A 23,024-nucleotide genomic window follows, 5' to 3' on the forward strand; every position below is an offset into this window, starting at 1 on the left:
GATGTCGCGAACGGCCGTACTCGAAGTGATCTCGCCCTCGGGCGAATCCCATCGATACGACCTGACGCGCACGCAGTACACGATCGGCCGCGCCGTGGCCGACCACCGCCCCGACATCGTGCTCGAACCAGACCCGCAGGGCTGGATCAGCCGGTTGCACTGCATCCTCGACTACGAGCACGGCCGCTGGTGGGTGACCGACCACGCCCGCAACGGCACCCTCATCGAACGCGACGACACCCCCGGCGGGCCGCAGGCGGTGAGCGGGCGCCAGATGCTGCACCACCAGGACACCCTGCTGATCATCGGTGACATGGCCGACGGCGACATCCCGCAACACTGGCGGCTGGTCTACATCGACGCCGACGAGCGCACCCTGCCCGCCCACCAGTGGTACACCACCACCACTCCCGCGCGGCTCGACCTGCCCGCGCCACGGGCCCGGCTGCGTTACGACTGGGTGGCCAGCCGGGCGTACCGGGTGGACCAGACCGGCGCCGAGACGCTCATCGAGGGGCTGCGCCCCAAGGGCCACCAGCTGCTGCGCTTCATGGTCGGCCGCGGCCGCAGCCAGTCCTCCGACGAGGTCGCCTGCGACCACGCGGAGCTCATCACCGCGTTGTGGGGCCCGAGGGAGGACTGGCCGGTGGGCCGCACGTACGACAACTCGGACGTCGCCGCCGTCGTGTACGCCGTCCGCAAGTGCGTCGAACCCGAGCCGGGCAACCCGGTCGTCCTGGAGACCGTCCCCACCCTCGGCTACCGCCTGCACATCCACCACGCCAGGTGACCCGGCCGCGAGGACGAATCTACGCATTGCGTACGCTTTGTCGCTGACGTTGCCGTGATGGAGGGGAAGCGATGACCGCGCGCGTACAGACCGGCGGCGGGATGAGCACGCGCGTGCGGATCAGCGTCGCGCTGGCCGTGTGGGGGCTGCTCTACAGCGCCTACCGGGCCTACTACGCGCTGGGCGGGACCGCCGGCATGTTCGGCACGCCGGTCTCGCAGGCGCAGTGGCTGGCGATCAACGCGGTCGGAGCCGGAATCCTGCTCGTCGCCGCCGTGCTGCCGCCGGCGACGCTGCCGCTGTGGCGGCACCGGTCCGGACGGCGCGCCATGCTGGCCCTCTGCTGGGTGGCGGCGGTGGGATGCGTCATGCACGCCCTGGTCGACAGCGTGCAACGAGCGTTGAGCCTGGCCGGGCTGCTGCACATCGAGCTGCCGTTCTGGCGCACCCTCGACCGGCGCACGGCCGACCTGCAGGATCTGCTGTTCAACGAGCCGTGGTTCCTGATCGAGGGCCTGCTGTGGGCGGCACTCGCGCTGACGAGCCTGGACGCGGGAACGCAGCGGCGCCGGTGGCTGGCCGGCGCCGGGATCGCGGTGGCCGCGCTCACCGCGATCGGCCTGCTGAGCGCGACCGGGGTGATCGGCACGTTCATCGTCGGGTAGGGGGATCGGACTCCTCAGCCCTCATGGAGGGGCAGGACTCTCGGCCGTCATGGAGGGTCAGGCTCCTTGGCCGCCGTGCCCGCCCTCCAGTTCCTCCACCGCGTCGATCAGGCCGCGCAGGCCGATCTCCTCGCGTTCGACGTCCGTCGGGTCGAACAACCAGTCGGTGACCGGCAGCTCCATCTCCTCCTCGGGACGGCTCGCCTCGGCCGTGATCAGCTCGATCTCGACCTCGGCCCGCAGCTCGTACAGGACGTCGTCCTCGCCGTTCGGCACGTTCATCTCCTACTCCAGGGGTGACTTCGAAAGGGGGGTCAGGCGGGCCGGCTGACCGCGTGGACCAGCCGCACCGCGATCTGGCCGGAGGCGAACAGGCGGGCGAAACGTTCGCCCTGGTGGGCGGCCAGCCGGAAGGCGGGGTCGGTCCGGTGGCGGCTGGCCACGACCGCGGCGACCTGCTCGGCCCGTCGCGTCCAGGACAGCGGCGCGCCGGTCTGCTGGTCGATCTGCTCGACGACCTCGAACCCGGCCCCGGCCAGCAGCCCGAGCAGTTCGCCGCCGGTGGGGAAGTGGTTGCCGTCGGGAGCGGGCAGGACCTGCGGCCCCCTCGCGAGGACCACCAGCAGTCCCAGGGAGGCGCCGGGCGTGAGCACCCGGTGGATCTCGGCCAGCATGGCCGCCTTGTCGCGCACGGTGCAGAGCACTCCCAGGCACCAGGCCGCGTCCACCGACGCCGTACGGAGCGGGATGCGCCGACCGTCGGCCGCGACGACCGGCAGCCCGAACAGCCGGACGGCGGCCCGGCCCGCGGCCGGCATCGGCTCCAGCAGGATCGGCGCCACCCCGAACCGCTCCGCCGCCCAGGCGGCCGGCCCGCCGGCTCCCGCGCCCACGTCCAGCAGCCTGATCCCCGGCGCGAGCTCGCACGCCTCGGCCAGCCAGGCCAGCGCCGCCGGGCTCGCGCTGCCGCGGCAGGCGGCGGGGATGGCGTGCCGCTCACCGAGCTGTTCGACGGCCTCGGCGGTCCAGCCGGGGACGTCGTCGAACTCGGCGGACATCGCCGATGCGCTCACAGGGCGCCTCCTGGCCGGGTGCTCAGGCGGGACGGGGAGCGCGGCGGTCCCTGCGCTGGGCCAGCTCCTCCTCGTCCACCAGGGCGAGCATCGGCTTGCCCGGCTCGCACAGCATGGTGACGGTGAACCGGACCCGCATGTCGTCGCGGTTGTTGCCGTCCTGGTAGTGGATGACGTCGCCGCCCGGCTCCCAGAACACCTCTCCCGCCCGGATCACCCGCTCGGGCTCGCCTTCCAGCTCGAACCGCATCTCGCCCTCCAGCACGTACCCGAACGCGGGCCCCGAGTGGCGGTGCGGCGGCGTGCCCGGGTCGCCGGGCGGGTACTCGATGACGATGGTCATCGCGTGCGCCCCGGCCGGGATGAACGGCGGTTCGACCTCCTGGAGCAGGGTCAGCGCCGACTGCCAGGCGGTCGAGCGCGGTTCGCGGGTCCGCGATGGGTTGTCGGACATGAGATTCACCTTTCGTTGCGGCCCGTACGAGCCGGTCGGCTCATGGCGAACGCCGGAGGGCCGGCGACGCGGCGCGAGCGGCGGGCGGTCCTGGGCGAGCGGCGGTCGCTTCAGCGGCCGGTGGCGTCGCGGCCGGGCCAGTCGGCGTAGCGGATCGTGCCGAGCGTCGCGCCGTCCTCCGGCACCAGCGACCGCTCCTTCAACTCCGCGCCGAAGTAACGCGCGTGCGGGTCGGTGACCACCTGGCGCGGGTCGCCCCAGCCGGCCAGCGTCTCGCGGAAGAACTCGTCCATCCGGAACAGGTCGGGCCCGGCGATCTCGATCCGGCCGTTCAGCGGCCGGTCCACCGCGACCCGGCCGACCGCGGCGGCGACGTCGTCGCCCGCGATGGGCTGGAAGAGCACGGGCGCGATCCGTACGGTGTCGTCCTGCGTGGCCTCGTCGGCGATGCCGCGGACGAACTCGAAGAACTGCGTCGCGTGCACGAGCGAGTACGGGATCCCCGACTTCTGGATCAGCTGCTCCTGGGCGATCTTCGCCGCGAAGTAGCCGTTCTCCGGCATGCGCTCCGTGCCCACCACCGACAGGGCGACATGGTGGCCGACCCCGGCGTCCGCCTCCGCGGCGAGCAGGTTTCGGGTGGAGGTCTCGAAGAACTCCATCACCGCGGCCGGCTCGAACGACGGCGAGTTCGACACGTCGACCACGACCTGCGTGCCCGCCATCGCCTCGGCCAGCCCTTCGCCGGTGAGCGTGTTGACGCCGGTGCGCGGGGAGGCCGCCACCGCCTCGTGGCCGTGCTCGCCCAGCTTCGCCACCAGCTTCGACCCGATCAGGCCGGTTCCGCCGATCACGACGACCTTCATGACATCCCCTTTCTGCCGCCGGGGCATCTTGTGCCCTCCGGTCGCCAGCTAAGACAGGACGCCTTCCTCACTTGTGACAGCGGCCGTTAAATTCTTCACAAGCCACCCCAGAAGCGACAGCCGCTCCCGTTCAGGAGACGGCGGCCCTGGGGGATTCCTGCACGCTCACCTGGAGTCCGACGTCCTGCTCGTCGGCCGCGGTCAGCACCGCGCGGAGCAGGCCGGGGAAGCGTTCCCGCAGGTCATGGACGCGTAAGGTGACGAAGCAGCGGGTACCCTCCTGCCGGGTGCGGGTCAGCCCGGCATCGCGCAGCACGCGCAGATGGTGGCTGAGCGTCGACTTGGCCACCGGCGCCCGCAGCTCGCCCCACCCGCGCTCGCGTCCGTCGGCCAGCACCCGCACCAGCCCGACCCGGATCGGATCGCTGAGCGCCCCCATGACCACCGTGAGCGAGATCTCGCCGACTTCGGGGTGGTGCACCTGTCTCATTTGTCCATGGTAGCTTGTTCGACGTTTCACGAACATCGAACAATGAGGGTGACATGACCGCACAACCCATCACCCATGAGCGGGAACGCGTCGCGATCGTGACCGGGGCCGGCTCCGGGATCGGCCGCGCCACCGCGCTCGCCCTGGCCCGCGCCGGAACGCACGTCCTCGGCGTCGGACGCCGCGCCGAGGCCCTGGAGCAGACCGCCGCCGCTAACCCCGGCATCGTCGCCCTGCCCGCCGACATCACCGCCGACGGGATCCCACGGGCCGTCGTCGAGGCGGCCGTCGATCGCTGGGGCCGGCTGGACGTGCTGGTCAACAACGCCGGCGCGACCGCCGTCATGTCGCTGGCCGACACCGACGCCGAGCGCGTCACCGGCCTGCTGGCCCTCAACGTCGTCGCGCCCAGCCTGCTCGCCCAGGCCGCGCTGCCGCACCTGCGGGCCGGCCGGGGCACGATCATCAACGTCTCCAGCACGTACGGCCACCGCCCCCTGCCCGGCGCCGCCCACTACGCCGCGAGCAAGGCCGCCGTGGAGCAGCTGACCCGCAGCTGGGCGCTGGAGCTGGCCTCCGACGGCATCCGCGTCAACGCCGTGGCCCCAGGGCCGACGGAGAGCGAGGCCCTGAGCGCCGCCGGGCTGCCCGAGGCGACCGTGGAGCAGATCAAGCAGGACGAGGCCGGCCGCATCCCGCTCGGCCGCCGCGGCCGGCCGGAAGAGGTCGCCGCCTGGATCGTCCACCTCGCCGACCCCGCCGCCACCTGGATCACCGGCCAGATCCTCACCGTGGACGGCGGCCTGGACCTCACCGGCTGACGCCCGGCGTCGCCGTGCCGGTCACAGGAAGGCACTGTGCTGTGGACGTCCAGGGTCAGGAGCGGCCGCCGAACTGCCAGTTGTGCACCTCGATGTCCGCGTACCGGTCGGCGGTCAGGACGGCGCGGGCCGTGTCCGCGTCGGGGGCCAGGACCAGCGCCGCCGTGCCCAGCCAGGCGGTCCCGTCGTCGGACGACAGCGGCCCGTAGGCGATCAGCGTGTCCTCGCCGGGCGGCAGGGCCAGGTCGGCGGGCTCTCCCGCGCCGAGGCCGAGCACCAGGTAGCGGTTGCCGGCCTCCCGGCCGCCGGGAAAGTCCCACATGGTACGGCCCAGCGTGTTGCGCCACCGTCGCAGCAGCACGTCCCGGTACGCGCCGGCCTGGTAGTTCGGCTCGTCGAAGGCGAACGCGCGGGCGGCGGCGGGATCGGGCAGGTCGACGACGTGCACGCTGCCGGTGGGCGTCTCGCCGTCGTCGGCCATGGTCGGGCCCCGGGCGATCAGCTCCTTCGCGTACCGGTCCATGTAGCTCCAGTGCGCTTCCACCAGCTCCTCACGCAGGGGCAGCGAGCCGGTCCGGTCACGGTGGTAGCAGAAGAACTCCATGCCGCGCAGTCTCCCACCCGCCCGGCCACCCGCGTCCGTGCGCGGGCGTCCCCCTGCAGGGACACCCGCGCACCAGCCACGTCGGCGGTTACTGCCCGACGTTCGCGTTGTACTTCTGGATGGCAGACTGCAGCCCGGTCGCCGCCGTCTGCATCGCCTGCTCCGCCGACGTCTTCGGCTCCTGGCCCTCGCCGGCCGGCACGGCCTGCTCAAGCCCGACCTCGGCCGCCTTCCTGGCCTCGGGCATGATGCCGAGCAGGCAGCCCGACGTGGCCGCCGACGGCTGCTGCGAGCGCAGCTGGGTCACCGCGACCTGGAAGTTCGGGTTGTCGTTCGACTTGGCCTGCGGGTTGACCGGCACGTAACCCGTCGCCGCGTGCCACTTCGCCTGCTGCTCGGGCGTGTTGGAGAACTTCACGAACTCCCAGGCGGCCCGCTTCTCCGCGTCGCTGTGACCGGCGGCGTTGATCCACAGGGAGGCGCCGCCGATGATCGTGCCGCCGCTGGAGGAGGCGGACGGCTTGGGGAACGGCGCGGTCTTCAGCTCGAACTTGCCCTCGGCGGCCGCGGTGTAGCCGCCCAGCGCGGAGGTCGACTCCAGGTGCAGCGCCACGGTCCCGGTCTTGAACGCGTTCTGGGCCTGGTCGGTGGGCCGGCCGGTGTTGGTGGCGTAACCCTCCTTGACCAGCGTGCCGAGCCACTGGGCGAACTTGGGCCCGGCGCCGGTGCCGAAATTCACCTTGGTGGCCAGACCGTTCCTGCCGTTGCCGTTGTCGCAGTACTCGGCGCCGTCCTGGGCGGTCAGCTGCTCGACGAACCAGCCGTAGAGCGCGGCGTTGAAGCCGTACTGCTTGACCGTTCCGCCCTCCTTGACGGTGAGCTTCTTGGCCCATTCGCCGATCTCGTCGAGCGTCGCCGGCGGCTTGTCCGGGTCGAGCCCGGCCTTCTTCACGGCGTCGGCGTTCATGTAGAGCAGCGGCGCCGAGGAGTTGAACGGCATCGACCAGAGCTTGCCCTTGATCGTGTAGTAGCTGGCGATGTTGGGCTCGATGTTGGCGTTCTGGTCGAACTTGTCGGCCTCGATGAACTTGTACATCGGCACGACCTGCTGGGCGTCGTACATGAAGCGTGAGCCGATGTCGTAGATCTGGACCAGCGGCGGCGTGGACTCCTGCTGGACGGCCTGCTTGTACGCGACGACCATCTGGTCGTAGTCGCCCTTGAACACCGGCTTGACGGTGATCTTGGGGTTGGCCTTCTTGAAGTCGTCCACCATGGCCTTGATGGCGAGTTCGTTCTTCTCCTTCATGGAGTGCCAGAACTCGATCTCGACCGGTTCGGTGATCGCGTCCGCGCCGGGCGCGGTGGCGGCCTCACCGCCTTCGCTGGAGCCGCCGTCGCCGCCGCAGCCCGCCAGGGTGAGGGACAGCGCGGCCGCCGCGGCCAGTGCGCCGCGCGTCCGCCGGGATCGGGGTAGTGCCATGGGGGGAACTCCGTTTCTGATTCACGATCACTTCACCGCGCCCGCGGTGAGCCCGCGGATGATGAAGCGCTGTCCGAAGATCACTAGTGCGAGGGTGGGGATCAGCGCCAGGGTGACTCCGGCCAGGATGAGCGTCGGGCTGGACGACTCGGCGTCGTTCAGCATGGACACGCCGATCTGCAGCGTCTTGTACTGGTCGTCGTTGCCCAGGATCAGCGGCCAGAAGTACTGGTTCCACGTGGTCATGAACACGTAGACGCCGACCGCCGCGATGGCCGGCTTCGACAGGGGGAGCAGGATCCGCCACAGGAAGCGCAGGTGCCCGCAGCCGTCCATCACCGCGGCGTCGCGTACCTCGACCGGGAACTGCAGGAACGACTGCCGCAACAGGAACGTGCCGAAGGCGTGGGCCAGGAAGGGCAGGGTGAGGCCGAGGTACGTGAGCGGCCCCTTGGTCAGGCCCAGGTCCGAGATCAGCAGGTAGTTCGGCAGGATGATCGCTTCCCACGGCACCATGAGCGTCACCATGAACAGCGCGAACATCGCCGTCTTGGCCCACATCCGCAGGAACGCGAACGCGTAGGCGGCCAGGACGCTCGACAGGAGCTGGCAGATGGTGACGATGCCGGTCTGGATCGCCGAGTTGAGGTACTGCCTGGCCAGCGGGATCGTGTCCAGCGCCGAGGTGAAGTTGCCGAGGTCGATCGCCGTCGGCAGCAGCTTCGGCGGATAGCTGGCCAGGTCGCCCGGCGTCATGATGCCGCCGACGAACGCGTAGTACAGCGGGAAGACCACGGGGATGGCGCACACGATGAGCACGAGATAGACGATGATCTTGCTCGTGACTGAGGAGGTGGCGGATCTGCTCATCGGTAGTGGACTTTCCTTTCCAGCACGCCGAACTGGATGCCCGTACAGACCAGCACGATCACCAGCAGGACGATGGCCGCGGCGCTGGCCGTGCCGAAGTCGGAGGAGCCGTAGCTGAAGGCCTTCTCGTAGATCCAGTAGACGAGCGTGGAGGTGGCCCCGTCGGGGCCGCCCTTGGTCAGGATGTGGATCTGCCCGAAGCTCTGCAACGCGTGGATCGTGGAGATCACGATGAGGAAGAAGAGCTGCGGCGACAGCATCGGGATGGTGATCCGGCTGTGCAGCCGCCATCCGGTGGCGCCGTCGAGCCTGGCCGCCTCCACCACCTCGGTCGGGATCGCGCCGACGCCCGCCGAGAGCACGAGGACGTTGTAGCCCAGCGTCATCCAGACCGTGGTGATCGAGATGGAGATCAGCGCCAGGTCCGGCTCGGTCAGCCAGCCGATCCGGTCCACGCCGAGGTAGCTGAGCACGCCGTTGGCCATGCCCACGGCCGGGTTGTAGATCAGCGCGAAGATCACCGAGGCGGTCGCCACCGAGAAGGCGAACGGCAGCGCGAACACCGTGCGGAACATGCGCTGCCCGCTGATCCGCGACTCCAGCAGGAGCACGACCACGAGGGCCCCGGCGATGGCGGGAACCACCGTGAAGAGGACGAAGAGCGCGGTCGTTCCCAGCGCCTTGAAGAACCCGGGATCGCCGAACATGGCCGTGAAGTTGTCGAGACCGACGAACTTGTTGGCCCGGCCGATGATGTCGGTGCCCATCGTGGACAGGTAGAAGGTCCTGCCCAGCGGGTAGAAGACGAAGATCGCGAACACGAGCAGCGAGGGCGCCAGGTACAGCAGCGATAACCGGCGCTCGCCCGTCGGTCCCCGTTCCCTGGTAGCGCGGGCTTCCATCGTCGTGCCGTCCCACTTTCGTTCACAGGTCATTCACATTCGTGCTTGCTGGATTCTGCCTACCCAGGTCAGCTTGCGGTAGGTCTGACCAGTGACTTCACAACGAACGTTCGCGGAACGTTATCCGCGACGGCCCTCCTGACCTGGTGCGCTGTGCACGTTCGGGGGCGACCTGGCGGGCTTCTTGTTACTCTCGTGGCCGGTCGGCTACCTCACGTGACGATGCGGCCGCTCGGGCCCACAGGGAGGCGGACGAGGTGGATGGAGAGCCGGGAAGCAGGTTCGGCGCGCGCTTCCGTGTGGCGGAGGAGACGTCCGTCGCCGAGGGCAGGGGCAGGGTGCTGTTCGCCTACGACGAGGAGCTCGGTCGCTCCGTCGTGCTCAAGCGCACCGACCCGGCCGAGGCGCGCGCCCTGGCCGGCCTCACCCACCCGCACATCGTCACCGTCCACGACGTCCTGACCGTCGGCGCGGGCTCCTGGGCGGGCACGTGGCTGGTCCTCGAACGGATGCCGAACGGCAGCCTGTCGGAGCGGACGTTCACCCCTCGGGAGGCGGCCAGGATCGGCGCGCAGATCGCCGACGCGCTGGCGGCGCTGCACCGCAAGGGGCTGGTCCACTGCGACGTCAAGCCCGCCAACATCGTCATGGACGCCGAGGGCACGGCCAAGCTCACCGACTTCGACGCCGTGTGGCGGATCGGCGGCGTGGAGACGATCTCGCCCGACCGGCCGATCTCCTACACGCCCGACTACGCCGGGCCGGAACTCGTCGGCGGACGCCCGGCCGCGGCCTCCGACGTCTTCTCCCTCGGCGCCACCGTCTACGCCCTGGTCGCCGGCCACCCACCCCGCCCCTGGGCCCACGACGGCGGCTCCGGCGCGGCCGCGCGCCGAGCGGACGGCGGCCGTTCCGGTGCCGCCTCGCACGAGGCGGACGGCGGCGGGTCCGTCGACGACGCGCGGATCGTCGGGCGGGCCGCGCACCACGGTGTCGTCGAGATGGCGGCGGACGTGGGGCCGTTACGCCCGGTGCTGGCGGCGATGCTGCGCGCCGAGCCGGAGCGACGCCCGGCCGCCGCCGGAGCCCGCGACGCCCTGCGCGACGTCGCCGACCCGCCGCCGCTGTGGCGCAAGGCGCGCGACACGGCCGTACGCGGGTGGCGGGCGCTGGTCGCACGCCGGTGGCCGGTGCCGGCCGGGGCCGTGGCCGCCCTGGCGCTGGCCGGGTCCGCGACCGTCTGGCTCACCGGATCCCCGGCCACCACCGCCCCACTCCCGCTGTCCGCCTCACCGCCCGCCTCACTGTCCCTCCCACCGCCCGTCTCATCGCCCGCCTCGCCGCCCGTCACACAGCCCGTGACGCGGTCCGGCTCGCCGCCCGCCTCTTCGCCGTCCTCCGGAAGCGAGGCACGGATCGTCGCCTCCAAGGGCGCGCGGACGACCTACGGCAGGAGCTGCCGCGAGAACTGCGCCTTCGTCGAGTTCCTGGCCACCGGCCTCAAGCCAGGCACCGAATACCATTTCCAGCCGTACACCAGCAATTGGGGCGCGTTCAACCCGGGTGCCGACCTGAGCGCCGACGAGAACGGCGAGCAGCACAGCGACGACCGGTTCCCCTGCAACGCCACCGGCCAGCAGGTGTGGATCGTCGCCGAAGCACCCGACGGCCACCGGATCGTGTCGAACAAGGTCACCTGGACCGCCGGTTGAGCCGGTGGCGGAGCCGCTCAGCGGACGACCGCGCAGGCGTCCCGGTTGAGCGAGAACCGGGCCGGCGGTGACGCGTCGCCCGTGTGGCTGACCAGGTAGCCCAGGGTGACGCTGCCGCCCGGGGCGATGGAGCGGTTGTGGCCCGCGTCGGCCGCGGTGATCATGTCTCCGCTCTGGGTGAGGTCGGTGTTCCAGTCCCCGATGACGCTCTGCCCCCGCGCGAGGGGGAAGCGCAGCGTCCAGCCGTCGATCGGGGTGGCGCCGGTGTTGGTGACGGTGAGGTCGACGGTCATGCCGCCGCCCCAGGTCCGCGTGGTGTACGCGATCCGGCAGGTGGGCTTCGCCCGTTCGAACGAGACGCGGTGCAGGCCGCCGGGCAGGTCGTTCACGACGTAGAGCTCGCCCTCAGGAGTCGCGCCGAACGCGGTGACCTGCGTGGGCGTCTGGCCGATCTCGGCCTGGGCGTAGCCGCCGGAGCCGTCCTCGCGCAGCGCCCACACGGTGGAGTAGCAGTAGTCGGTGGCGAGGTAGGTGCCGCCGACCAGGTCGGCGAACTGCTTGCCGCGATACACCTGCCCGCCGATGACCGCGCAGCCGCCGGTGTGCGGGGAGTAGGTGAAGACGGGCGCGGTGTACGCGGCTCCGGTGCGGCACTGGGCCTGGTCGAACACCTCCAGCCCCTCGTAGCAGGACCAGCCCAGGTTCGCCCCGGCCTGCCGTCCCTTCCGCAGGTGGTTGATCTCCTCCCACCGGCCTTGGCCGACGTCGGCGACCCACATCGAGCCGTCGGCGTGGTCGACGGAGAAACGCCAGGGGTTGCGCCCGCCGTAGAGCCAGATCTCCCCGCGCGCCCCCGCCACGCCGGCGAACGGGTTGTCGGCGGGAACGCAGTAGGCCAGCTCGCCGCAGCTCCTGCTGACGTCGACCCGGATGATCTTGCCCAGGAGCGTGTCCACGCGCTGGCCGCTGTCGAACGGGTCACCGGCGCCGCCGCCGTCGCCGATGCTCATGTAGAGGTGACCGTCGGCGCCGAAGGTGATCTGGCCGCCGTTGTGGTTGCTGTTCTCGGCGTGCTCCTGGGCGAGCAGGGGTTCGAGGCGGGCGTCGTCCAGCCGGTATCGGGCCAGGGTGACCGCGCCGTCCGGCAGCGCGGTGTAGGCGAGGTACAGGTCCTGGCTGGTGGCGAAGTCGGGGGAGAGGGCGATGCCGAGCAGGCCCCGTTCGTTGCCGGATTCGTCCACGGAGGCCGTGATGTCGATGATCGGCGTCTGCGCCAGGCCGGTGTCCGGATGGTAGACGCGTACCGTGCCGCGCTTCTCGGTGATGAACAGCCGCCTCGTGCCGTCGTCGGGGGCGGCGATGGCGGTGGGGCGGCGCAGCCCGAACGCGACCTGGGTGGTGATCGCGTTGATCTCCTCCAGCGGCACCGTGGCGGCGGGCGAGGTGGGCGAGCCGGTCGCGGCGGCGACCGATGGCGGGCTCAGCGGGGAGAGAAGTGGCAGGGACAGGGCGAGCAGCACGGGGGCCGCCCAGCGTCTTCCTGGCATGTCGAACTCCAGACCGGGGCATCGTCGGGATCCGCAGACCGGACGGTATCGGCCCGCCTGCCATCCCAACCAGATCCGCGATCACCGCGTCCGCCCGGTGCGCCGGCCCCGGGTCGCTGACCTGTGACGATGCGCGCACGCCCATGCCGGGTCCGGCGTCGATCAATGAAACGTACATTCGCCGCTTACCGCCCGCCCGGGTTCGCGCGCCCTGCCGGGGGCCCGCGTCCGACGACATCGGTTCGCCCGCCGCCCGTGTGGGACAGGGGCGCGCGGGAGCGGGCGGCGTATGGTGGGTGGACTGGGATCTTCCGCCTGCCCGACAACGGCGTCGGCGTCGCCCCGGCCGCACCCGGCCTCTCCGAGAGCGGCCGGCCTCTCCTAGCACGACGCCCGCTTCCTGGCCGAGCACCTCCGTATCTGCCGGCGCACCACCTCGACGAAGGGACACCGATCATCGCCATTCCTGCCGTTCCCCCGTCCGAGGAGCCGGCCCGGCGGGTACGCCCCCACGTGAGCGAGGCGAAGCTGAGCGCACGCGGCCAACCGGCCCCCGACGCCGTCCGCTGGACGTGCCCCCATGGACGTCACGCGGCCAAGGGCTGCGTCGCCTGCTACGAGGCCGCGACCGAGGCGGACCCGGCGCTGCCGTTGTGGCGGATCGCGGTGTGGTTCACCTCGGAGCGGCCGATGCCGATCAGGGTGCTGAAGGACGTGCGCCGTCACGGCCGCCACTTCGCGCTCGACCAGCCGTCCACGCCGCTCGTCTACCTCCTCAGCGGCCAGGCGCGGGCCGCCACGAGCGCCGAGGCCATCGCCGGCCTGGTCGGTTTCCTGGTCGGCAACCGGCACATCGTCGACGCGTTCACCGTCACGGAGATCCGCGCCGTCATCGCCCCCTGACCGGCGCGGCGCACCGGGCCCCAAGGGCCGCCGGAAGGCCATGAGGTAAACTGAAGCCACCGAGGACAAATCGAGCGTCGGCATTCAGGTCAGCGTCGCCCCCGGCGAACCACACCATCGGCCCCTCTTCAGCGGGCCTGGACAGGGTGAGCGACCATGACGCCGAAACCGATCCGCGCACACCGCTCAGCGGTGCCACGTCCGCGATCTTCCCGATCGGCTCTGGGCCAGGGCCGCCACGAGAGCTTCGCCGTGCTGCCGGCCGGCCGCTCCACCACCGACTTTTCCCTTCCCGTCGTTCCGAAGAGGAGACGAATGACCGTCATCGAAGCCGTAGCGCCGCTCGAAGCGAGCACCATCAAGCCCACCGTGGTCCACCTGTCGGGTGACATCGACATCTTCAACACCGCCCAGCTGCGCCAGCGGCTGTTGAACACCCTGAGCCACAGCACCAGCACCCTCGTTCTCGACCTGTCCCAGGTCACCTTCTGCGGCGCCGGCGGACTGGGCGTGCTGCTCGGCGTACAGGCCCGCGCCCGCGCGCTGGGCATCACGCTGACCCTGGCCGGCGTGCCCCCCTTCATGACCCGGCTGCTGCACATCACCGGCCTGGCCCGCCACTTCGGCCGCCCGGCCTGAGCGGCCCTATCCCTCCGGGTAGAAGAGGAAGAGCGTGCATCCCGTGGTCGTCTGCGGGACGTGCGAGGAGCCCGCGGGTGCGTGGATGAACGTGCCGGCGGGATAGTCCCGGTCGCCGTCGTTGAAGACACCGGAGACCACGAAGACCTCCTCCGGGCCCGGGTCGTGCACGTCGATGCCCTGCCAGTGCGTGTTCGCGTCCATCTCCAGCACGTACGCCTTCGCGTCCCCGCCGCTCCACAGCGGGCGTAGCCGGATGCCGGGGAAGAGCTCCCTGACGGGGGCGTCCTGGACGGCGGACCACACGTAGGCGTCCGCCTGCTGTTCTGTCGTCATGGTGCCAGCCTGGCGAAAGGTGGCCGCCCGGCCGAGTGTCAGGAAAGACATCATGAGGTACTTTTCTGACATGCACCGGGTAGTGGCGCTGGTCCGGCCACCGCAGTCCACCTTCGAGCTCGCCTGCGCGGCCCAGGTGTTCGGGATCGAGCGGGCCGGGCTGCCCACCCGGTACGCCTTCGGCGTGTGCACCGAGCGTCCCGGCCCGGTCGAGACGCACGCCGGCTACGACATGCTCGTGACCGACGGGCTCGACGCGCTCGACGGCGCGGACACCGTGATCGTCCCCGGCTGGCTGCCGGCCACCGAGCCGCCCTCACCGGCGGTCGTCGCGGCCCTGCGCCGGGCGCACGCGCGCGGGACGCGAATGGTCAGCATCTGCTCGGGCGTCTTCGCGCTGGCGCACGCCGGTCTGCTGGAGGGACGCCGGGCCACCACGCACTGGGCGCTGGCGGGCCAGCTCGCGGCGCGGTTCCCGTACGTACGGGTCGAGCCCGGCGTCCTGTACGTGGACCACGGCGACGTCGCGACCAGCGCCGGCGCGGGCGCCGGCCTCGACCTGTGCATGCATCTGGTCCGGCACGACCAGGGCGCCCGCTACGCCGCGCACGTCGCGCGCACCATGGTGATGCCGCCCCACCGCGAGGGCGGCCAGTTGCAGTACTCGGCGCCCGCGCGTCCCGCGCAGATCGACGGCACGCTCGCGCCGCTGCTCGACTGGGTGAGCGGGCGGCTCGGCGAGGCGGTGAGCGTGGAGAGCATGGCCGCGCACGCGGGCGTCTCGGCGCGCACCCTGACCAGGCGTTTCATCGAACAGCTCGGCATCAGCCCCGGGCAGTGGCTGCTGTCGCGGCGCGTCGCGGCGGCCCAGGACCTGCTCGAATCCTCCGATCTGCCGCTGGACGCCGTGGCCAGACGCGTCGGTCTCTCCTCGGCCGTCAACCTGCGCCGGCGCTTCGTCAACGTGCTCGGCACGACGCCGGGCGCCTACCGCAGGACGTTCCGCGCCAAGCGGGGCTGAGGCTCCGGGGCTGTCCCCCGTGCGAGCTACCGGCGATTGTCCACCGTGCGGTGACGCTGCCGGGGCGGCCGGATCCGTAGCGTAGCGGCATGGCCGCCGCGCTCCGGCCGGATCCCACCGCCGTGTGAACCGTCCCGGTGTCACTTCTCTCCCTGGAGGACTCGAATGCTCCGCAAGATCAAGCGGTCCCTTGTCGTCGCACTCTGCTGCACCGCGATCGGCGCGGGGCTCGCCGGTTGCGAGAGCGACGCGATGGACGACTGGGACCCCCTCGCCGGCACCGAGAAGGCCGACGGCGAGAAGAAGACCGACACGGACCTGTTCGACGGCACCCAGAAGATCAAGATCGAGGGGAAGTCGGTGAACGTGTCGTGCGCGGGCGACGCGGCCGAGGGCAAGCCGGTCGTCGTGCTGCTGCACGGGGCCGGTGACGGGGTGGACAAGCTGGCGGCGCTGCAGAAGGCGCTGAGCGGCAGGAACCGGGTCTGTTCCTACGACCGGCTGGGCTCGGGGGCGAGCGACCAGCCCGACGACCCGCAGACCTTCGCGAGCAGCGGAAAGGTGCTCACGGGGGTGCTCGACCGGGTCGCCGGTGAGGCGCCGGTCGTGCTCGCGGGTCACTCGCTGGGCGGTCTGATCGCCGCCAGGTACGCCCCCGAGCACAAGGACCGGGTCAAGGGCCTGGTGCTGATGGACGCCACCCCGTCCACGATGTCCGCCGACATCAGGAAGGCCATCCCGGCCTCCGCCAAGGGCCCGGCGGCCGAACTGCGCGCCCAGAACCTGGCCGTCTTCGCGGGGCAGAACCCGGAGAAGCTCGTCGTCCCGGACGGGAAGGTGCAGTCCGCCGGGGACATCCCGGTCGAGGTGATCAAGCACGGCAAGCCGTACCTCGCCGCGCTGCCCACGTACGGGCCGAAGCTGGAGAAGGCCTGGTCCGCGGGTCAGCGGGCCTGGCTCGCCCTGTCCACCAGCAGCAGGCTGACCACGGCCGAGAAGAGCGAGCACTACATCTACGTCGACCAGCCCGAGGTCGCGGTCAAGGCCATCGAGAGCGTCGCGGCGCTGGCCGGCTGACTCCGAAACTTTCGCTCGAAAAGAGAAACTTTACAGAGATCGTCAAACGCTCAATAATTCACGCGTAAGCCATCCACAGCACAAGCACCAAGGAGGCAGCCGTGAGAACGAGCAACCGAGCCGCCAAGCTCACCATCGGCGCGACGGCCGGGCTGGTGCTGGCGCTGGCCGGCAGCACCTCCGCCTCGGCGTCGAGCTGGGAGCTGCGCGACCTCGAACAGCGGATGTGCGTCACGTCGGACTTCGGCCACCCCAACACGTACTTCGTGGCCGCGGTCGTCGGGAAGTGGTCGAAGACGGTCCACGTCGGGCTGCGGAACCTGCCGCCCGGCACGACCAGCACGGACGACGCGATCCCGCCCGGTTCCAACTACCCCAACCCTGAGAACGGCGCGACGACGATCAACGGCTGGCTGCAGATCTCGATCGCCCCGCTTCCGGTCGGCGTCTACACCCCGACGCTGGTCGCCTACAGCGGGAAGGAGACCCAGTCCGTCCCCATCACGATCACCTCGCAGACGCGCTGCTAGTAGGCTTGGGGGTGTGGCCCGTGACCGGGTCACACCCCTGACGCCGGGAGGGGCGACCGAAACCGGTGAACAACGCCGTCCGCTCCCTCACTTGACCACTTCTTTACTAGGCTCGACCAGTGATCGATACGCGGCGAGTCAAGGAGCTGTGGCGGCGGTGCGACGTCACGGCACGAGATTTCCCGGTGGCGCTGCTCATGACCGTGGTCCCGCTCCTGCCGGAGTTCCAGGGCAACGGCACCCAGGTCGGCGGCCTGCCCACTCGGCCCTATGACGCGCTGGCCATCCTGGTCGTCGCCCTGGAGTGCCTGCCGCTGACCGTGCGCCGCCGGTGGCCGATCGTCTGTGTCGCCCTGGTGTCCATCGGTTTCACCCTGGACCAGGTCTTCGCCTTCCACTCGCTGGGGGGCACCGCGCTGCCCTTCGCGCTCGTCAGCGCGGGGGCTCATCTGCGCCGGGGGCGGCGCGTCACGATGGTGCTGCTGTCGCTCGCGTACGTGGGGTTCGCGTACGCGCTCGACCTGGCCGGCGGGCAGGAGACGCCGGCCAACCACGCGCTGTTCTACCTGTCGATGGTGCTCGCCTGGGGCGTCGGCGCCTGGCTGCGCAACACCAGGGCCGTCGAGGCCGAACGCCGCCGCCACGTCGCCGAGGCCACCCGTACCGCCGAACGCACCCGCATCGCCCGCGAGCTGCACGACGTGGTGACCCATCACGTGACCGCGATCGTCGTCCAGGCCGAGGCCGCCCGCTACCTGACCGGCGCGCCCGACCGGCTCGACGAGATCCTCGGCGCCGTCACCGACACCGGCCGGCGGGCCATCACCGACCTGCGGCACATGCTCGACGTGCTCGACCCCGAGCACGACGCCGGCGCCGAGACGCCGGCGGCCGGCGACCTGCGGGCCCTGGTGGAGCAGACGCGCCAGGCCGGGCAGCCGGTGGAGTTCACCGAGGAGGGCGTGGCCGCGGAGCCGTCCGGCGGCGCGCACTTCGTGATCTACCGGGTGGTGCAGGAGTCGCTGACGAACGCCCTCAAATACGCCCACGGCGCCCACACCTTGGTCCGCGTTCGCCATGGTGAGCAGGCGATCGAGGTGGAGGTCGCCGACGACGGCACCGGCTCGCGGTCCGGTTCGCCCGGCGGGAGCGGGCGCGGCCTGGCCGGGCTGCGCGACCGGGTCGAGGCGCTGGGCGGCGCGTTCAGCGCGGCCCGGCAGACGGACGGCGGCTTCGCCGTACGGGCTCACGTCCCCACGGCAGCGGCGGAGGCGGAACCGGCCGCGGGCCGGGACGAGCGGGCCACCAGCGTCGCCGGCGCGTAGAGCCGGCGGCGATCGCCGCGTCAGGCGAGCGGGTCAGCCCAGGGCCGCGCTGGCCGCGCGCAGGTCGTCCAGGGCGGCCAGGGCGTAGCCGGCCAGGTCGTCGTCGCCGTCGCGTTCGCCCTCCGACCACTCCTGGTAACCGCGCTTGAAGGCGAGCACGCCCAGCTCGCCCGCGAGCGCCGCGATCGGGTCGGGCACGCCGCGCGCGACCAGCGCGGTGGTCATCGCGGCCGCGAGGCTGACCGACTTGAGCGCGTCACGTTCCTGCAGCTCGCCGCTGGCGGCGATGGCCGCCTTCAGCCGGGGGGCGAACTCGCGGTTCGCCGGGCCCATCGTGCTCGACGCGCGCCGGAGACCGGCCGCGACCGCCTCCAGCGGGCTGGCGTCGGCGGGCGCCTCGGCGATCCCCTCGGCCAGCAGCCGGCTCAGCGTCTCCTGACCGGCCACCAGCAGCTCCCGTTTGTCGGGAAAGTGGCGGAAGAAGGTGCTCTTGGTGACTCCGGCGCGCTCGGCGATCTGCGCGACCGTGGTGGCGTCGTATCCCTGCTCGGTGAACAGGTCGACGGCGGCCACGACGAGGCGTTCGCGCGCACCTGGTTCCCATCGGCCCATGTGCTCCATCGTAACGTGATGGGACCTTAGTCCCATCACCCTGCTAGAGTGATGGGACAAGAGTCCCATGACTTGCGGGAGTGTTCCATGCGCGTCTTCATCACCGGCGGCACCGGCCTGATCGGCTCCGCCGTCGTCGCCGAACTGCTCGGCCACGGCCACACCGTCCTCGCCCTCGCCCGCTCCGACGCCTCGGCGCGGGCCGCCAAGGAGGCGGGCGCCGAGCCGCTGCGGGGAGGTCTCGCCGATCTGGACGTCCTGCGCGCCGGCGCCGGCCAGGCCGACGGCGTGATCCACCTGGCCTTCGCCAACGACTTCAGCAGCGCCGACGCCCTCACGCGGGCGGTCGCCGAGGAGAGCGCCGCCCTCGCCACCCTCGGGGAGGAACTCGCCGGCAGCGACCGTCCCTTCGTCGTCGCCTCTGGCACGCCGCACGTGCCGGGCCGCGCCTCCACCGAGACCGACCCGGTGTGGACCGAAGGACCGGTCGGCGGTCGCGGTCGCGCGGTCATGGCGGTCCTGGGCCTGGCCGGGCGCGGAGTCCGCAGCACGGCCGTACGCCTGCCGCGTACGGTGCACAACCAGGGCACGGGCGGATTCGCCGGCCTGCTCACCGGCATCGCCCGCCAGAGCGGAGTGTCCGGCTACCCGGGTGACGGCACCCAGCGCTGGCCGGCCGTGCACGCGCTCGACGCGGCGGTCCTGTTCCGGCTCGCCCTGGAGACGGCGCCGGCCGGCACGGCCTGGCACGCCGTGGCCGACGAGGGCGACCAGGTACGTGACATCGCCGCGGTCATCGGCCGCCGGCTGGGCCTGCCGGTCGAGTCGGTGCCGCCGGAGACCTACGGCCCGCTCGGCTCGATCTTCGTCACCGACCAGCCCTCGTCCAGCGCCCACACCCGGCAGGCGCTCGGCTGGGAGCCGAAGCACCCGAGCCTGCTCGCGGACCTGGAGAACGTTGGGCCCTGAGGGCCGGGCCGTTACCATGGCAGGGTGGCGACGGCACACGACCGGACAGGCGAGAGCACGACCGGCCCCGTCTCGCTCGATCCCGAGTCGGCCGGGTGGCTGCGCGCGCTGCGCGGCTCGGAGCCGGATCGGCGGGCGGCCGTCGAGCGGCTGCACGCGCTGCTCCTGCGCATCGGCAGAAGCGAGGTGCGCAGGCGGAGCGCACGGTTCGGCGTCACCGGCCCCGAGCTCGACGACCTCGCCCACCAGGCCGCGGCCGACGCGCTGCTGGCCATCATCGACAAGGTCGGCGACTTCCGCGGTGAGAGCCGGTTCACGACCTGGGCCTACAAGTTCGTCATCCTGGAGGTGTCGGCGAAGGTCAGCCGGCATTTCTGGCGCAATCCCCGCGTACCGCTCGAAATCGACGACTGGGAGCGGTTGCCCGACCGGTTCGGGCTCGACCCGGCCGCCGAGTCCGAATGGCGCGATCTGGTGGCCGCGCTGCGCCGGGCCGTCGAGGAGAAGCTGACCGAACGGCAACGCCGCATCTTCGTCGCGCTGGTGCTCACCGGGGTTCCGCCGGACGCCCTGGCCGCCGAGCTCGGCACCAACCGGAACGCGATCTACAAGACGATGTTCGACGCCAGGCGTAAGCTCCGGGCCGCGCTCGCCGCGGCCGGTCTCATGGACGACGGCATGGTGAGGCGATCGTGAACGGCTGGGCTGAGCTGGACCGCTTCCTGCGGACCGACCCGCGCGACGTGGGCTGCGCGCAGGCGATGGAACTGCTCCACGTCTACGTCGAGCTGGTGGCGCAGGACACCGGGGCCGAACGGCGCCACCCCGGCATCGCCGCGCACCTGCGCGCGTGCGGCCCGTGCTCGGACGACTTCGAGGGCCTGCTGGCCGCGGTCACCGGTCAGGACGACTGAGCCGACCGCCATGTCGTCGGCGTCCGGTCGGCGGCGTCGCTGTGATGAGCGTCACACAGGGGTAAGACTTCGCCGGTGGCCGCCGCCAACCGGGTATGACCGATTCAGTCAACGGCAAGGCCGCTCCGGCGAGCCTGCTGCACCCAGGTGACGCATTTCCGGCACTCACGCTGTCGCTGCCCGGCGGCGACGAACTCCGGCTGCCCGACGCCCTCGCCGGCGGCTTCGGCGTGGTGCTCTTCTACCGGGGCTCGTGGTGCCCGTACTGCAACGCCCAGCTGCGCGCGTTCCAGCGGTCGCTGGACAAGCTCGCCGAGCTGGACGTCAAGGTGGTCGCGGTCTCGGTCGACGACGAAGCCACCACCAAGGAGCTGATCGCCAAGCACGGCCTGACGTTCCCGGTGGGCCACAGCGCCGACGCGGCCGCGTTCGCGGCGGCGACGGGCGCGTTCGTGCACACCGATCCCGTCTACCTGGATTCGACCGGCTTCGTGCTCGGCCCTGACGGCAGGGTCATCGTCAGCGTGTACTCCAGCGGGGCCATCGGCCGCCTCGTCCCCGAGGACGTCGCCGGCATGATCCGCTACATCCGCGAGCACGCGGCGGGCTGATCCGCCGCCGTACCTCAGGGTCACTGCGTCAGAGGTCGAGCACCAGGTCGTGGCGCGGCCTGGCGCAGCAGATGAGGACCTCGCCGGCGGGCGGTGGCTCCAGCGGGTCGGGGGCGTATTCCACGTCCCCGGCCAGGAGCGGCGTCGTGCAGGTGTGGCAGACCCCCGTACGGCAGGACCAGCGGGTCGGCACGTCGCAGGCGTCCGCGAGATCGAGCACCGAACGGTGGCGTGGCGACCAGCGGACCGACAGGCCGCTGCGGGCGAAGGTGATCAGCGGCCCGGTGCCCGGCTCGCCCGGCGGCTGGTGCGGCGCCACCGCCGGCCTGGCCGTGAGGCCCGGGTTGATCGCGGCGAGCGCGCCGAACAGTTCGGTGTGGATGCGGTCGTCCGCCAGGCCGATCGTGGTGAGCGTCGTGCGCATGGCGGCCATGAACGGGGCGGGACCGCACAGGTAGGCGGTGGCGTCGGCGGGCAGCCCGAGCGCCGCCATGCTCTCCAGCGTGGGACGTCCCCGATGAACCTCGGCCAGCACCCCGTCCCCATCGTCGGTCGCGTCGTGCTGCGCCGTGTAGAAGACGTGTTCGTGGGCTTCGGGCAGACCGCGCAGCAGGGCGTGGGCCTCGCGGGCGAAGAGGTGCTCGCGGCGGTTGCGTGCCGCGTGGATCCACCAGACCGGCCGCGCCGTGTGCTCGGCGGCCAGGCGGTGCAGCATCGCCATGACCGGGGTCGCGCCGACGCCGGCCGAGACGAGGACCACCGGCCCGGCTTCCGGGACGAGGACGAAGTCGCCGCGCGGAGCCGCCACCTCCAGCACCGCGCCGACCCGCAGGCCGGTGTGCAGGTAACGGCTGACCAGGCCGAGCTCCTCCCGTTTCACGCTCACCCGGTACGCGGCCGCGCCGGGCGCGGAGGAGAGGGAGTAACTGCGTACCGGCGCCGGATCGCCGGCGCCGCCGACCCGGAGCGTGAGGTACTGCCCGGCCTCGGCGGCGGGCAGCGCGCCTCCGTCGTCCGCTGCGAGCTCGACGGAGAGCACGGACGGGGTCTCGTGCACGAGCCCGGTGACCCGCAGCGGCCGGAACCCCGGCCACGCCTCGGCCCGCGCCCCGACTCCAGCGCCGGCCCCAGCAGCGGTCCCAGCGGCGGCCCGGGCGGCGGTCATGTCGCGGAACGACTGCTGCCAGCCCGGGCTGAGCGCCGGGATGGCGAGCGCTCTGCGAAGGTGGTCCGGGTCGCGGCCCGGCAGGTAGAGCAGCGCGTCGATGTCGGCCACGCTGAGCGCCCCGGGCCCGGTCCGCGTCTTGACGATGTCGTCCCCCGCCCGCACCACACCCTCGGTGATGACACGCAGGTAGAAGCCCGGCCGATGGTGGGAGACGAGCAGGGCGGGCAGTTCCGGCTCGCCGAGCCGCATGCCGACCCGGTAACAGGTGACCCGCGGCTGGGTGACCTCGAACTCCGCCTCCCCGATGCGGTAGCGGTCGCCGACGCACACCTCGTCGTCGGGCAGCCCGTCGACGGTGAAGTTCTCCCCGAACTGGCCGTACTCGAAGTCGGAGCGGCCGAAGTGCTCCTGCCAGTGGGCGTAGGACTGGATCTGGTAGACGAGCACGGCCCGCTGCTCGCCGCCGTGCCCTTGGAGGTCGCCCTGGCCGTCGCCGTCGATGTTGAGCCGCCGGACCAGGCGCGGGCCGGTGACGGGATGTTTCCACACGCCCGTGTGCACGGTCCTGCCCTGCCAGGACACGTCCTTCGGCATCCCGACGTTCACCGACAAGAGCTTCGCCGTCATGATCCTCGTTGTGGT

At 71.7% G+C, this 23,024-nt stretch carries 27 protein-coding genes; 14 read left to right on the forward strand and 13 right to left on the reverse strand.

What is annotated here, in order from left to right:
- The first annotated feature begins 1 nt into the window (after position 1).
- Positions 2-790, forward strand: coding sequence for an FHA domain-containing protein (locus tag B0I32_RS19825; protein WP_106241356.1), 789 nt, complete (start codon positions 2-4; stop codon positions 788-790).
- Positions 791-861: 71 nt separating this feature from the next.
- The gene (locus B0I32_RS19830) at positions 862-1,455 is read left to right on the forward strand and encodes a hypothetical protein (protein ID WP_106241358.1); all 594 of its coding nucleotides are present in this window, start codon (positions 862-864) and stop codon (positions 1,453-1,455) included.
- Positions 1,456-1,512: 57 nt separating this feature from the next.
- Here B0I32_RS19830 and B0I32_RS19835 read toward each other — a convergent pair whose 3' ends face one another.
- The 5 genes from B0I32_RS19835 to B0I32_RS19855 form a co-directional block, all read right to left on the reverse strand.
- Positions 1,513-1,737 (reverse strand): hypothetical protein, encoded by a 225-nt coding sequence (locus B0I32_RS19835; RefSeq protein ID WP_106241361.1) that lies wholly within the window; start codon positions 1,735-1,737, stop codon positions 1,513-1,515.
- Between the two features lie 32 nt (positions 1,738-1,769).
- Entirely contained in the window at positions 1,770-2,528 is a 759-nt protein-coding gene (locus B0I32_RS19840) for a class I SAM-dependent methyltransferase (protein WP_146178232.1), read from the reverse strand.
- Positions 2,529-2,550: 22 nt separating this feature from the next.
- Positions 2,551-2,982 carry a cupin domain-containing protein gene (locus B0I32_RS19845; RefSeq protein ID WP_106241366.1) on the reverse strand — a complete coding sequence of 144 codons (432 nt, stop codon included), beginning with the start codon at positions 2,980-2,982 and terminating at the stop codon, positions 2,551-2,553.
- Between the two features lie 110 nt (positions 2,983-3,092).
- Positions 3,093-3,848, reverse strand: a complete 756-nt coding sequence (locus tag B0I32_RS19850) for an SDR family oxidoreductase (RefSeq protein ID WP_106241369.1) — start codon at positions 3,846-3,848, stop codon at positions 3,093-3,095.
- Between the two features lie 130 nt (positions 3,849-3,978).
- Positions 3,979-4,338, reverse strand: a complete 360-nt coding sequence (locus tag B0I32_RS19855) for an ArsR/SmtB family transcription factor (protein ID WP_106241372.1) — start codon at positions 4,336-4,338, stop codon at positions 3,979-3,981.
- 53 nt (positions 4,339-4,391) lie between these two features.
- Between B0I32_RS19855 and B0I32_RS19860 the strand changes: the two genes are divergently transcribed.
- A complete protein-coding gene (locus tag B0I32_RS19860) occupies positions 4,392-5,159 on the forward strand; it encodes an SDR family NAD(P)-dependent oxidoreductase (protein ID WP_106241375.1) in 768 nt (255 codons plus the stop codon).
- Between the two features lie 55 nt (positions 5,160-5,214).
- Here the strand turns inward: B0I32_RS19860 and B0I32_RS19865 are convergent, their stop codons facing one another.
- The 4 genes from B0I32_RS19865 to B0I32_RS19880 all read right to left on the reverse strand — a co-directional run bounded on the left by B0I32_RS19865 (position 5,215) and on the right by B0I32_RS19880 (position 9,051).
- The gene (locus B0I32_RS19865; RefSeq protein WP_106241378.1) at positions 5,215-5,763 is read right to left on the reverse strand and encodes a YciI family protein; all 549 of its coding nucleotides are present in this window, start codon (positions 5,761-5,763) and stop codon (positions 5,215-5,217) included.
- Between the two features lie 88 nt (positions 5,764-5,851).
- A complete protein-coding gene (locus B0I32_RS19870; protein WP_106241380.1) occupies positions 5,852-7,246 on the reverse strand; it encodes an ABC transporter substrate-binding protein in 1,395 nt (464 codons plus the stop codon).
- Positions 7,247-7,273: 27 nt separating this feature from the next.
- The gene (locus B0I32_RS19875; protein WP_106241382.1) at positions 7,274-8,116 is read right to left on the reverse strand and encodes a carbohydrate ABC transporter permease; all 843 of its coding nucleotides are present in this window, start codon (positions 8,114-8,116) and stop codon (positions 7,274-7,276) included.
- Positions 8,113-9,051, reverse strand: a complete 939-nt coding sequence (locus B0I32_RS19880) for an ABC transporter permease subunit (protein WP_106241384.1) — start codon at positions 9,049-9,051, stop codon at positions 8,113-8,115. Before B0I32_RS19880 ends, B0I32_RS19875 begins: the two co-directional genes overlap by 4 nt.
- Before the next feature lie 224 nt (positions 9,052-9,275).
- Here B0I32_RS19880 and B0I32_RS57760 point away from each other — a divergent pair, with 224 nt between their 5' ends.
- Positions 9,276-10,730: a serine/threonine-protein kinase gene (locus B0I32_RS57760; protein WP_181307562.1), complete on the forward strand. Its 1,455-nt coding sequence runs from the start codon at positions 9,276-9,278 to the stop codon at positions 10,728-10,730.
- A gap of 17 nt (positions 10,731-10,747) precedes the next feature.
- On the opposite strand, the gene B0I32_RS19890 is transcribed toward B0I32_RS57760, so the two are convergent.
- Positions 10,748-12,277 (reverse strand): PQQ-dependent sugar dehydrogenase, encoded by a 1,530-nt coding sequence (locus B0I32_RS19890; RefSeq protein WP_106241390.1) that lies wholly within the window; start codon positions 12,275-12,277, stop codon positions 10,748-10,750.
- Between the two features lie 513 nt (positions 12,278-12,790).
- On the opposite strand from B0I32_RS19890, the gene B0I32_RS19895 reads away from it, so the two are divergent.
- Both B0I32_RS19895 and B0I32_RS19900 read left to right on the forward strand, forming a co-directional pair.
- Positions 12,791-13,180 carry a hypothetical protein gene (locus B0I32_RS19895; RefSeq protein WP_106241391.1) on the forward strand — a complete coding sequence of 130 codons (390 nt, stop codon included), beginning with the start codon at positions 12,791-12,793 and terminating at the stop codon, positions 13,178-13,180.
- A 315-nt stretch (positions 13,181-13,495) separates the two neighbouring features.
- The gene (locus tag B0I32_RS19900; RefSeq protein WP_106241394.1) at positions 13,496-13,819 is read left to right on the forward strand and encodes an STAS domain-containing protein; all 324 of its coding nucleotides are present in this window, start codon (positions 13,496-13,498) and stop codon (positions 13,817-13,819) included.
- 6 nt (positions 13,820-13,825) lie between these two features.
- On the opposite strand, the gene B0I32_RS19905 is transcribed toward B0I32_RS19900, so the two are convergent.
- On the reverse strand, positions 13,826-14,155 hold the full coding sequence (locus B0I32_RS19905; protein ID WP_219911900.1) for a cupin domain-containing protein: 330 nt from the start codon (positions 14,153-14,155) through the stop codon (positions 13,826-13,828).
- Between the two features lie 70 nt (positions 14,156-14,225).
- Between B0I32_RS19905 and B0I32_RS19910 the strand changes: the two genes are divergently transcribed.
- From B0I32_RS19910 to B0I32_RS19925, 4 genes are all read left to right on the forward strand, one after another.
- The gene (locus B0I32_RS19910; protein WP_106241396.1) at positions 14,226-15,176 is read left to right on the forward strand and encodes a GlxA family transcriptional regulator; all 951 of its coding nucleotides are present in this window, start codon (positions 14,226-14,228) and stop codon (positions 15,174-15,176) included.
- 165 nt (positions 15,177-15,341) lie between these two features.
- The gene (locus B0I32_RS19915; RefSeq protein ID WP_106241398.1) at positions 15,342-16,253 is read left to right on the forward strand and encodes an alpha/beta fold hydrolase; all 912 of its coding nucleotides are present in this window, start codon (positions 15,342-15,344) and stop codon (positions 16,251-16,253) included.
- 101 nt (positions 16,254-16,354) lie between these two features.
- Positions 16,355-16,783, forward strand: a complete 429-nt coding sequence (locus B0I32_RS19920; protein ID WP_106241401.1) for a DUF5980 family protein — start codon at positions 16,355-16,357, stop codon at positions 16,781-16,783.
- Between the two features lie 119 nt (positions 16,784-16,902).
- On the forward strand, positions 16,903-18,108 hold the full coding sequence (locus tag B0I32_RS19925) for a sensor histidine kinase (RefSeq protein ID WP_106241402.1): 1,206 nt from the start codon (positions 16,903-16,905) through the stop codon (positions 18,106-18,108).
- 33 nt (positions 18,109-18,141) lie between these two features.
- Here B0I32_RS19925 and B0I32_RS19930 read toward each other — a convergent pair whose 3' ends face one another.
- Positions 18,142-18,720 (reverse strand): TetR/AcrR family transcriptional regulator, encoded by a 579-nt coding sequence (locus B0I32_RS19930; protein ID WP_106241857.1) that lies wholly within the window; start codon positions 18,718-18,720, stop codon positions 18,142-18,144.
- Positions 18,721-18,807: 87 nt separating this feature from the next.
- Here B0I32_RS19930 and B0I32_RS19935 point away from each other — a divergent pair, with 87 nt between their 5' ends.
- From B0I32_RS19935 to B0I32_RS19950, 4 genes are all read left to right on the forward strand, one after another.
- The gene (locus B0I32_RS19935) at positions 18,808-19,689 is read left to right on the forward strand and encodes an SDR family oxidoreductase (protein WP_106241405.1); all 882 of its coding nucleotides are present in this window, start codon (positions 18,808-18,810) and stop codon (positions 19,687-19,689) included.
- Between the two features lie 24 nt (positions 19,690-19,713).
- Positions 19,714-20,385: a sigma-70 family RNA polymerase sigma factor gene (locus tag B0I32_RS19940; RefSeq protein WP_106241408.1), complete on the forward strand. Its 672-nt coding sequence runs from the start codon at positions 19,714-19,716 to the stop codon at positions 20,383-20,385.
- Positions 20,382-20,603 (forward strand): hypothetical protein, encoded by a 222-nt coding sequence (locus B0I32_RS19945; protein ID WP_106241409.1) that lies wholly within the window; start codon positions 20,382-20,384, stop codon positions 20,601-20,603. The genes B0I32_RS19940 and B0I32_RS19945 overlap by 4 nt, the downstream gene beginning before the upstream one ends.
- A 95-nt stretch (positions 20,604-20,698) precedes the next feature.
- Complete coding sequence (locus B0I32_RS19950; protein ID WP_106241412.1) at positions 20,699-21,214, forward strand: peroxiredoxin family protein; 516 nt, start codon at positions 20,699-20,701, stop codon at positions 21,212-21,214.
- A gap of 28 nt (positions 21,215-21,242) precedes the next feature.
- Here B0I32_RS19950 and B0I32_RS19955 read toward each other — a convergent pair whose 3' ends face one another.
- Positions 21,243-23,009, reverse strand: a complete 1,767-nt coding sequence (locus tag B0I32_RS19955) for an MOSC and FAD-binding oxidoreductase domain-containing protein (protein WP_106241414.1) — start codon at positions 23,007-23,009, stop codon at positions 21,243-21,245.
- Positions 23,010-23,024: the final 15 nt, after the last annotated feature.

Source organism: Nonomuraea fuscirosea (genome assembly GCF_003001935.1).
Lineage (GTDB): Bacteria > Actinomycetota > Actinomycetes > Streptosporangiales > Streptosporangiaceae > Nonomuraea > Nonomuraea fuscirosea.

Bases quoted from the DNA above. Each gene is read 5' to 3' on its own strand.
- B0I32_RS19825 (WP_106241356.1), top strand. From the start codon at position 2: ATGTCGCGAACGGCCGTACTCGAAGTGATCTCGCCCTCGGGCGAATCC.
- B0I32_RS19830 (WP_106241358.1), top strand. From the start codon at position 862: ATGACCGCGCGCGTACAGACCGGCGGCGGGATGAGCACGCGCGTGCGG.
- B0I32_RS19835 (WP_106241361.1), bottom strand. From the start codon at position 1,737: ATGAACGTGCCGAACGGCGAGGACGACGTCCTGTACGAGCTGCGGGCC.
- B0I32_RS19845 (WP_106241366.1), bottom strand. From the start codon at position 2,982: ATGTCCGACAACCCATCGCGGACCCGCGAACCGCGCTCGACCGCCTGG.
- B0I32_RS19850 (WP_106241369.1), bottom strand. From the start codon at position 3,848: ATGAAGGTCGTCGTGATCGGCGGAACCGGCCTGATCGGGTCGAAGCTG.
- B0I32_RS19855 (WP_106241372.1), bottom strand. From the start codon at position 4,338: ATGAGACAGGTGCACCACCCCGAAGTCGGCGAGATCTCGCTCACGGTG.
- B0I32_RS19860 (WP_106241375.1), top strand. From the start codon at position 4,392: ATGACCGCACAACCCATCACCCATGAGCGGGAACGCGTCGCGATCGTG.
- B0I32_RS19865 (WP_106241378.1), bottom strand. From the start codon at position 5,763: ATGGAGTTCTTCTGCTACCACCGTGACCGGACCGGCTCGCTGCCCCTG.
- B0I32_RS19870 (WP_106241380.1), bottom strand. From the start codon at position 7,246: ATGGCACTACCCCGATCCCGGCGGACGCGCGGCGCACTGGCCGCGGCG.
- B0I32_RS19875 (WP_106241382.1), bottom strand. From the start codon at position 8,116: ATGAGCAGATCCGCCACCTCCTCAGTCACGAGCAAGATCATCGTCTAT.
- B0I32_RS19880 (WP_106241384.1), bottom strand. From the start codon at position 9,051: ATGACCTGTGAACGAAAGTGGGACGGCACGACGATGGAAGCCCGCGCT.
- B0I32_RS19890 (WP_106241390.1), bottom strand. From the start codon at position 12,277: ATGCCAGGAAGACGCTGGGCGGCCCCCGTGCTGCTCGCCCTGTCCCTG.
- B0I32_RS19900 (WP_106241394.1), top strand. From the start codon at position 13,496: ATGACCGTCATCGAAGCCGTAGCGCCGCTCGAAGCGAGCACCATCAAG.
- B0I32_RS19905 (WP_219911900.1), bottom strand. From the start codon at position 14,155: ATGACGACAGAACAGCAGGCGGACGCCTACGTGTGGTCCGCCGTCCAG.
- B0I32_RS19910 (WP_106241396.1), top strand. From the start codon at position 14,226: ATGCACCGGGTAGTGGCGCTGGTCCGGCCACCGCAGTCCACCTTCGAG.
- B0I32_RS19915 (WP_106241398.1), top strand. From the start codon at position 15,342: ATGCTCCGCAAGATCAAGCGGTCCCTTGTCGTCGCACTCTGCTGCACC.
- B0I32_RS19930 (WP_106241857.1), bottom strand. From the start codon at position 18,720: ATGGGCCGATGGGAACCAGGTGCGCGCGAACGCCTCGTCGTGGCCGCC.
- B0I32_RS19935 (WP_106241405.1), top strand. From the start codon at position 18,808: ATGCGCGTCTTCATCACCGGCGGCACCGGCCTGATCGGCTCCGCCGTC.
- B0I32_RS19950 (WP_106241412.1), top strand. From the start codon at position 20,699: ATGACCGATTCAGTCAACGGCAAGGCCGCTCCGGCGAGCCTGCTGCAC.
- B0I32_RS19955 (WP_106241414.1), bottom strand. From the start codon at position 23,009: ATGACGGCGAAGCTCTTGTCGGTGAACGTCGGGATGCCGAAGGACGTG.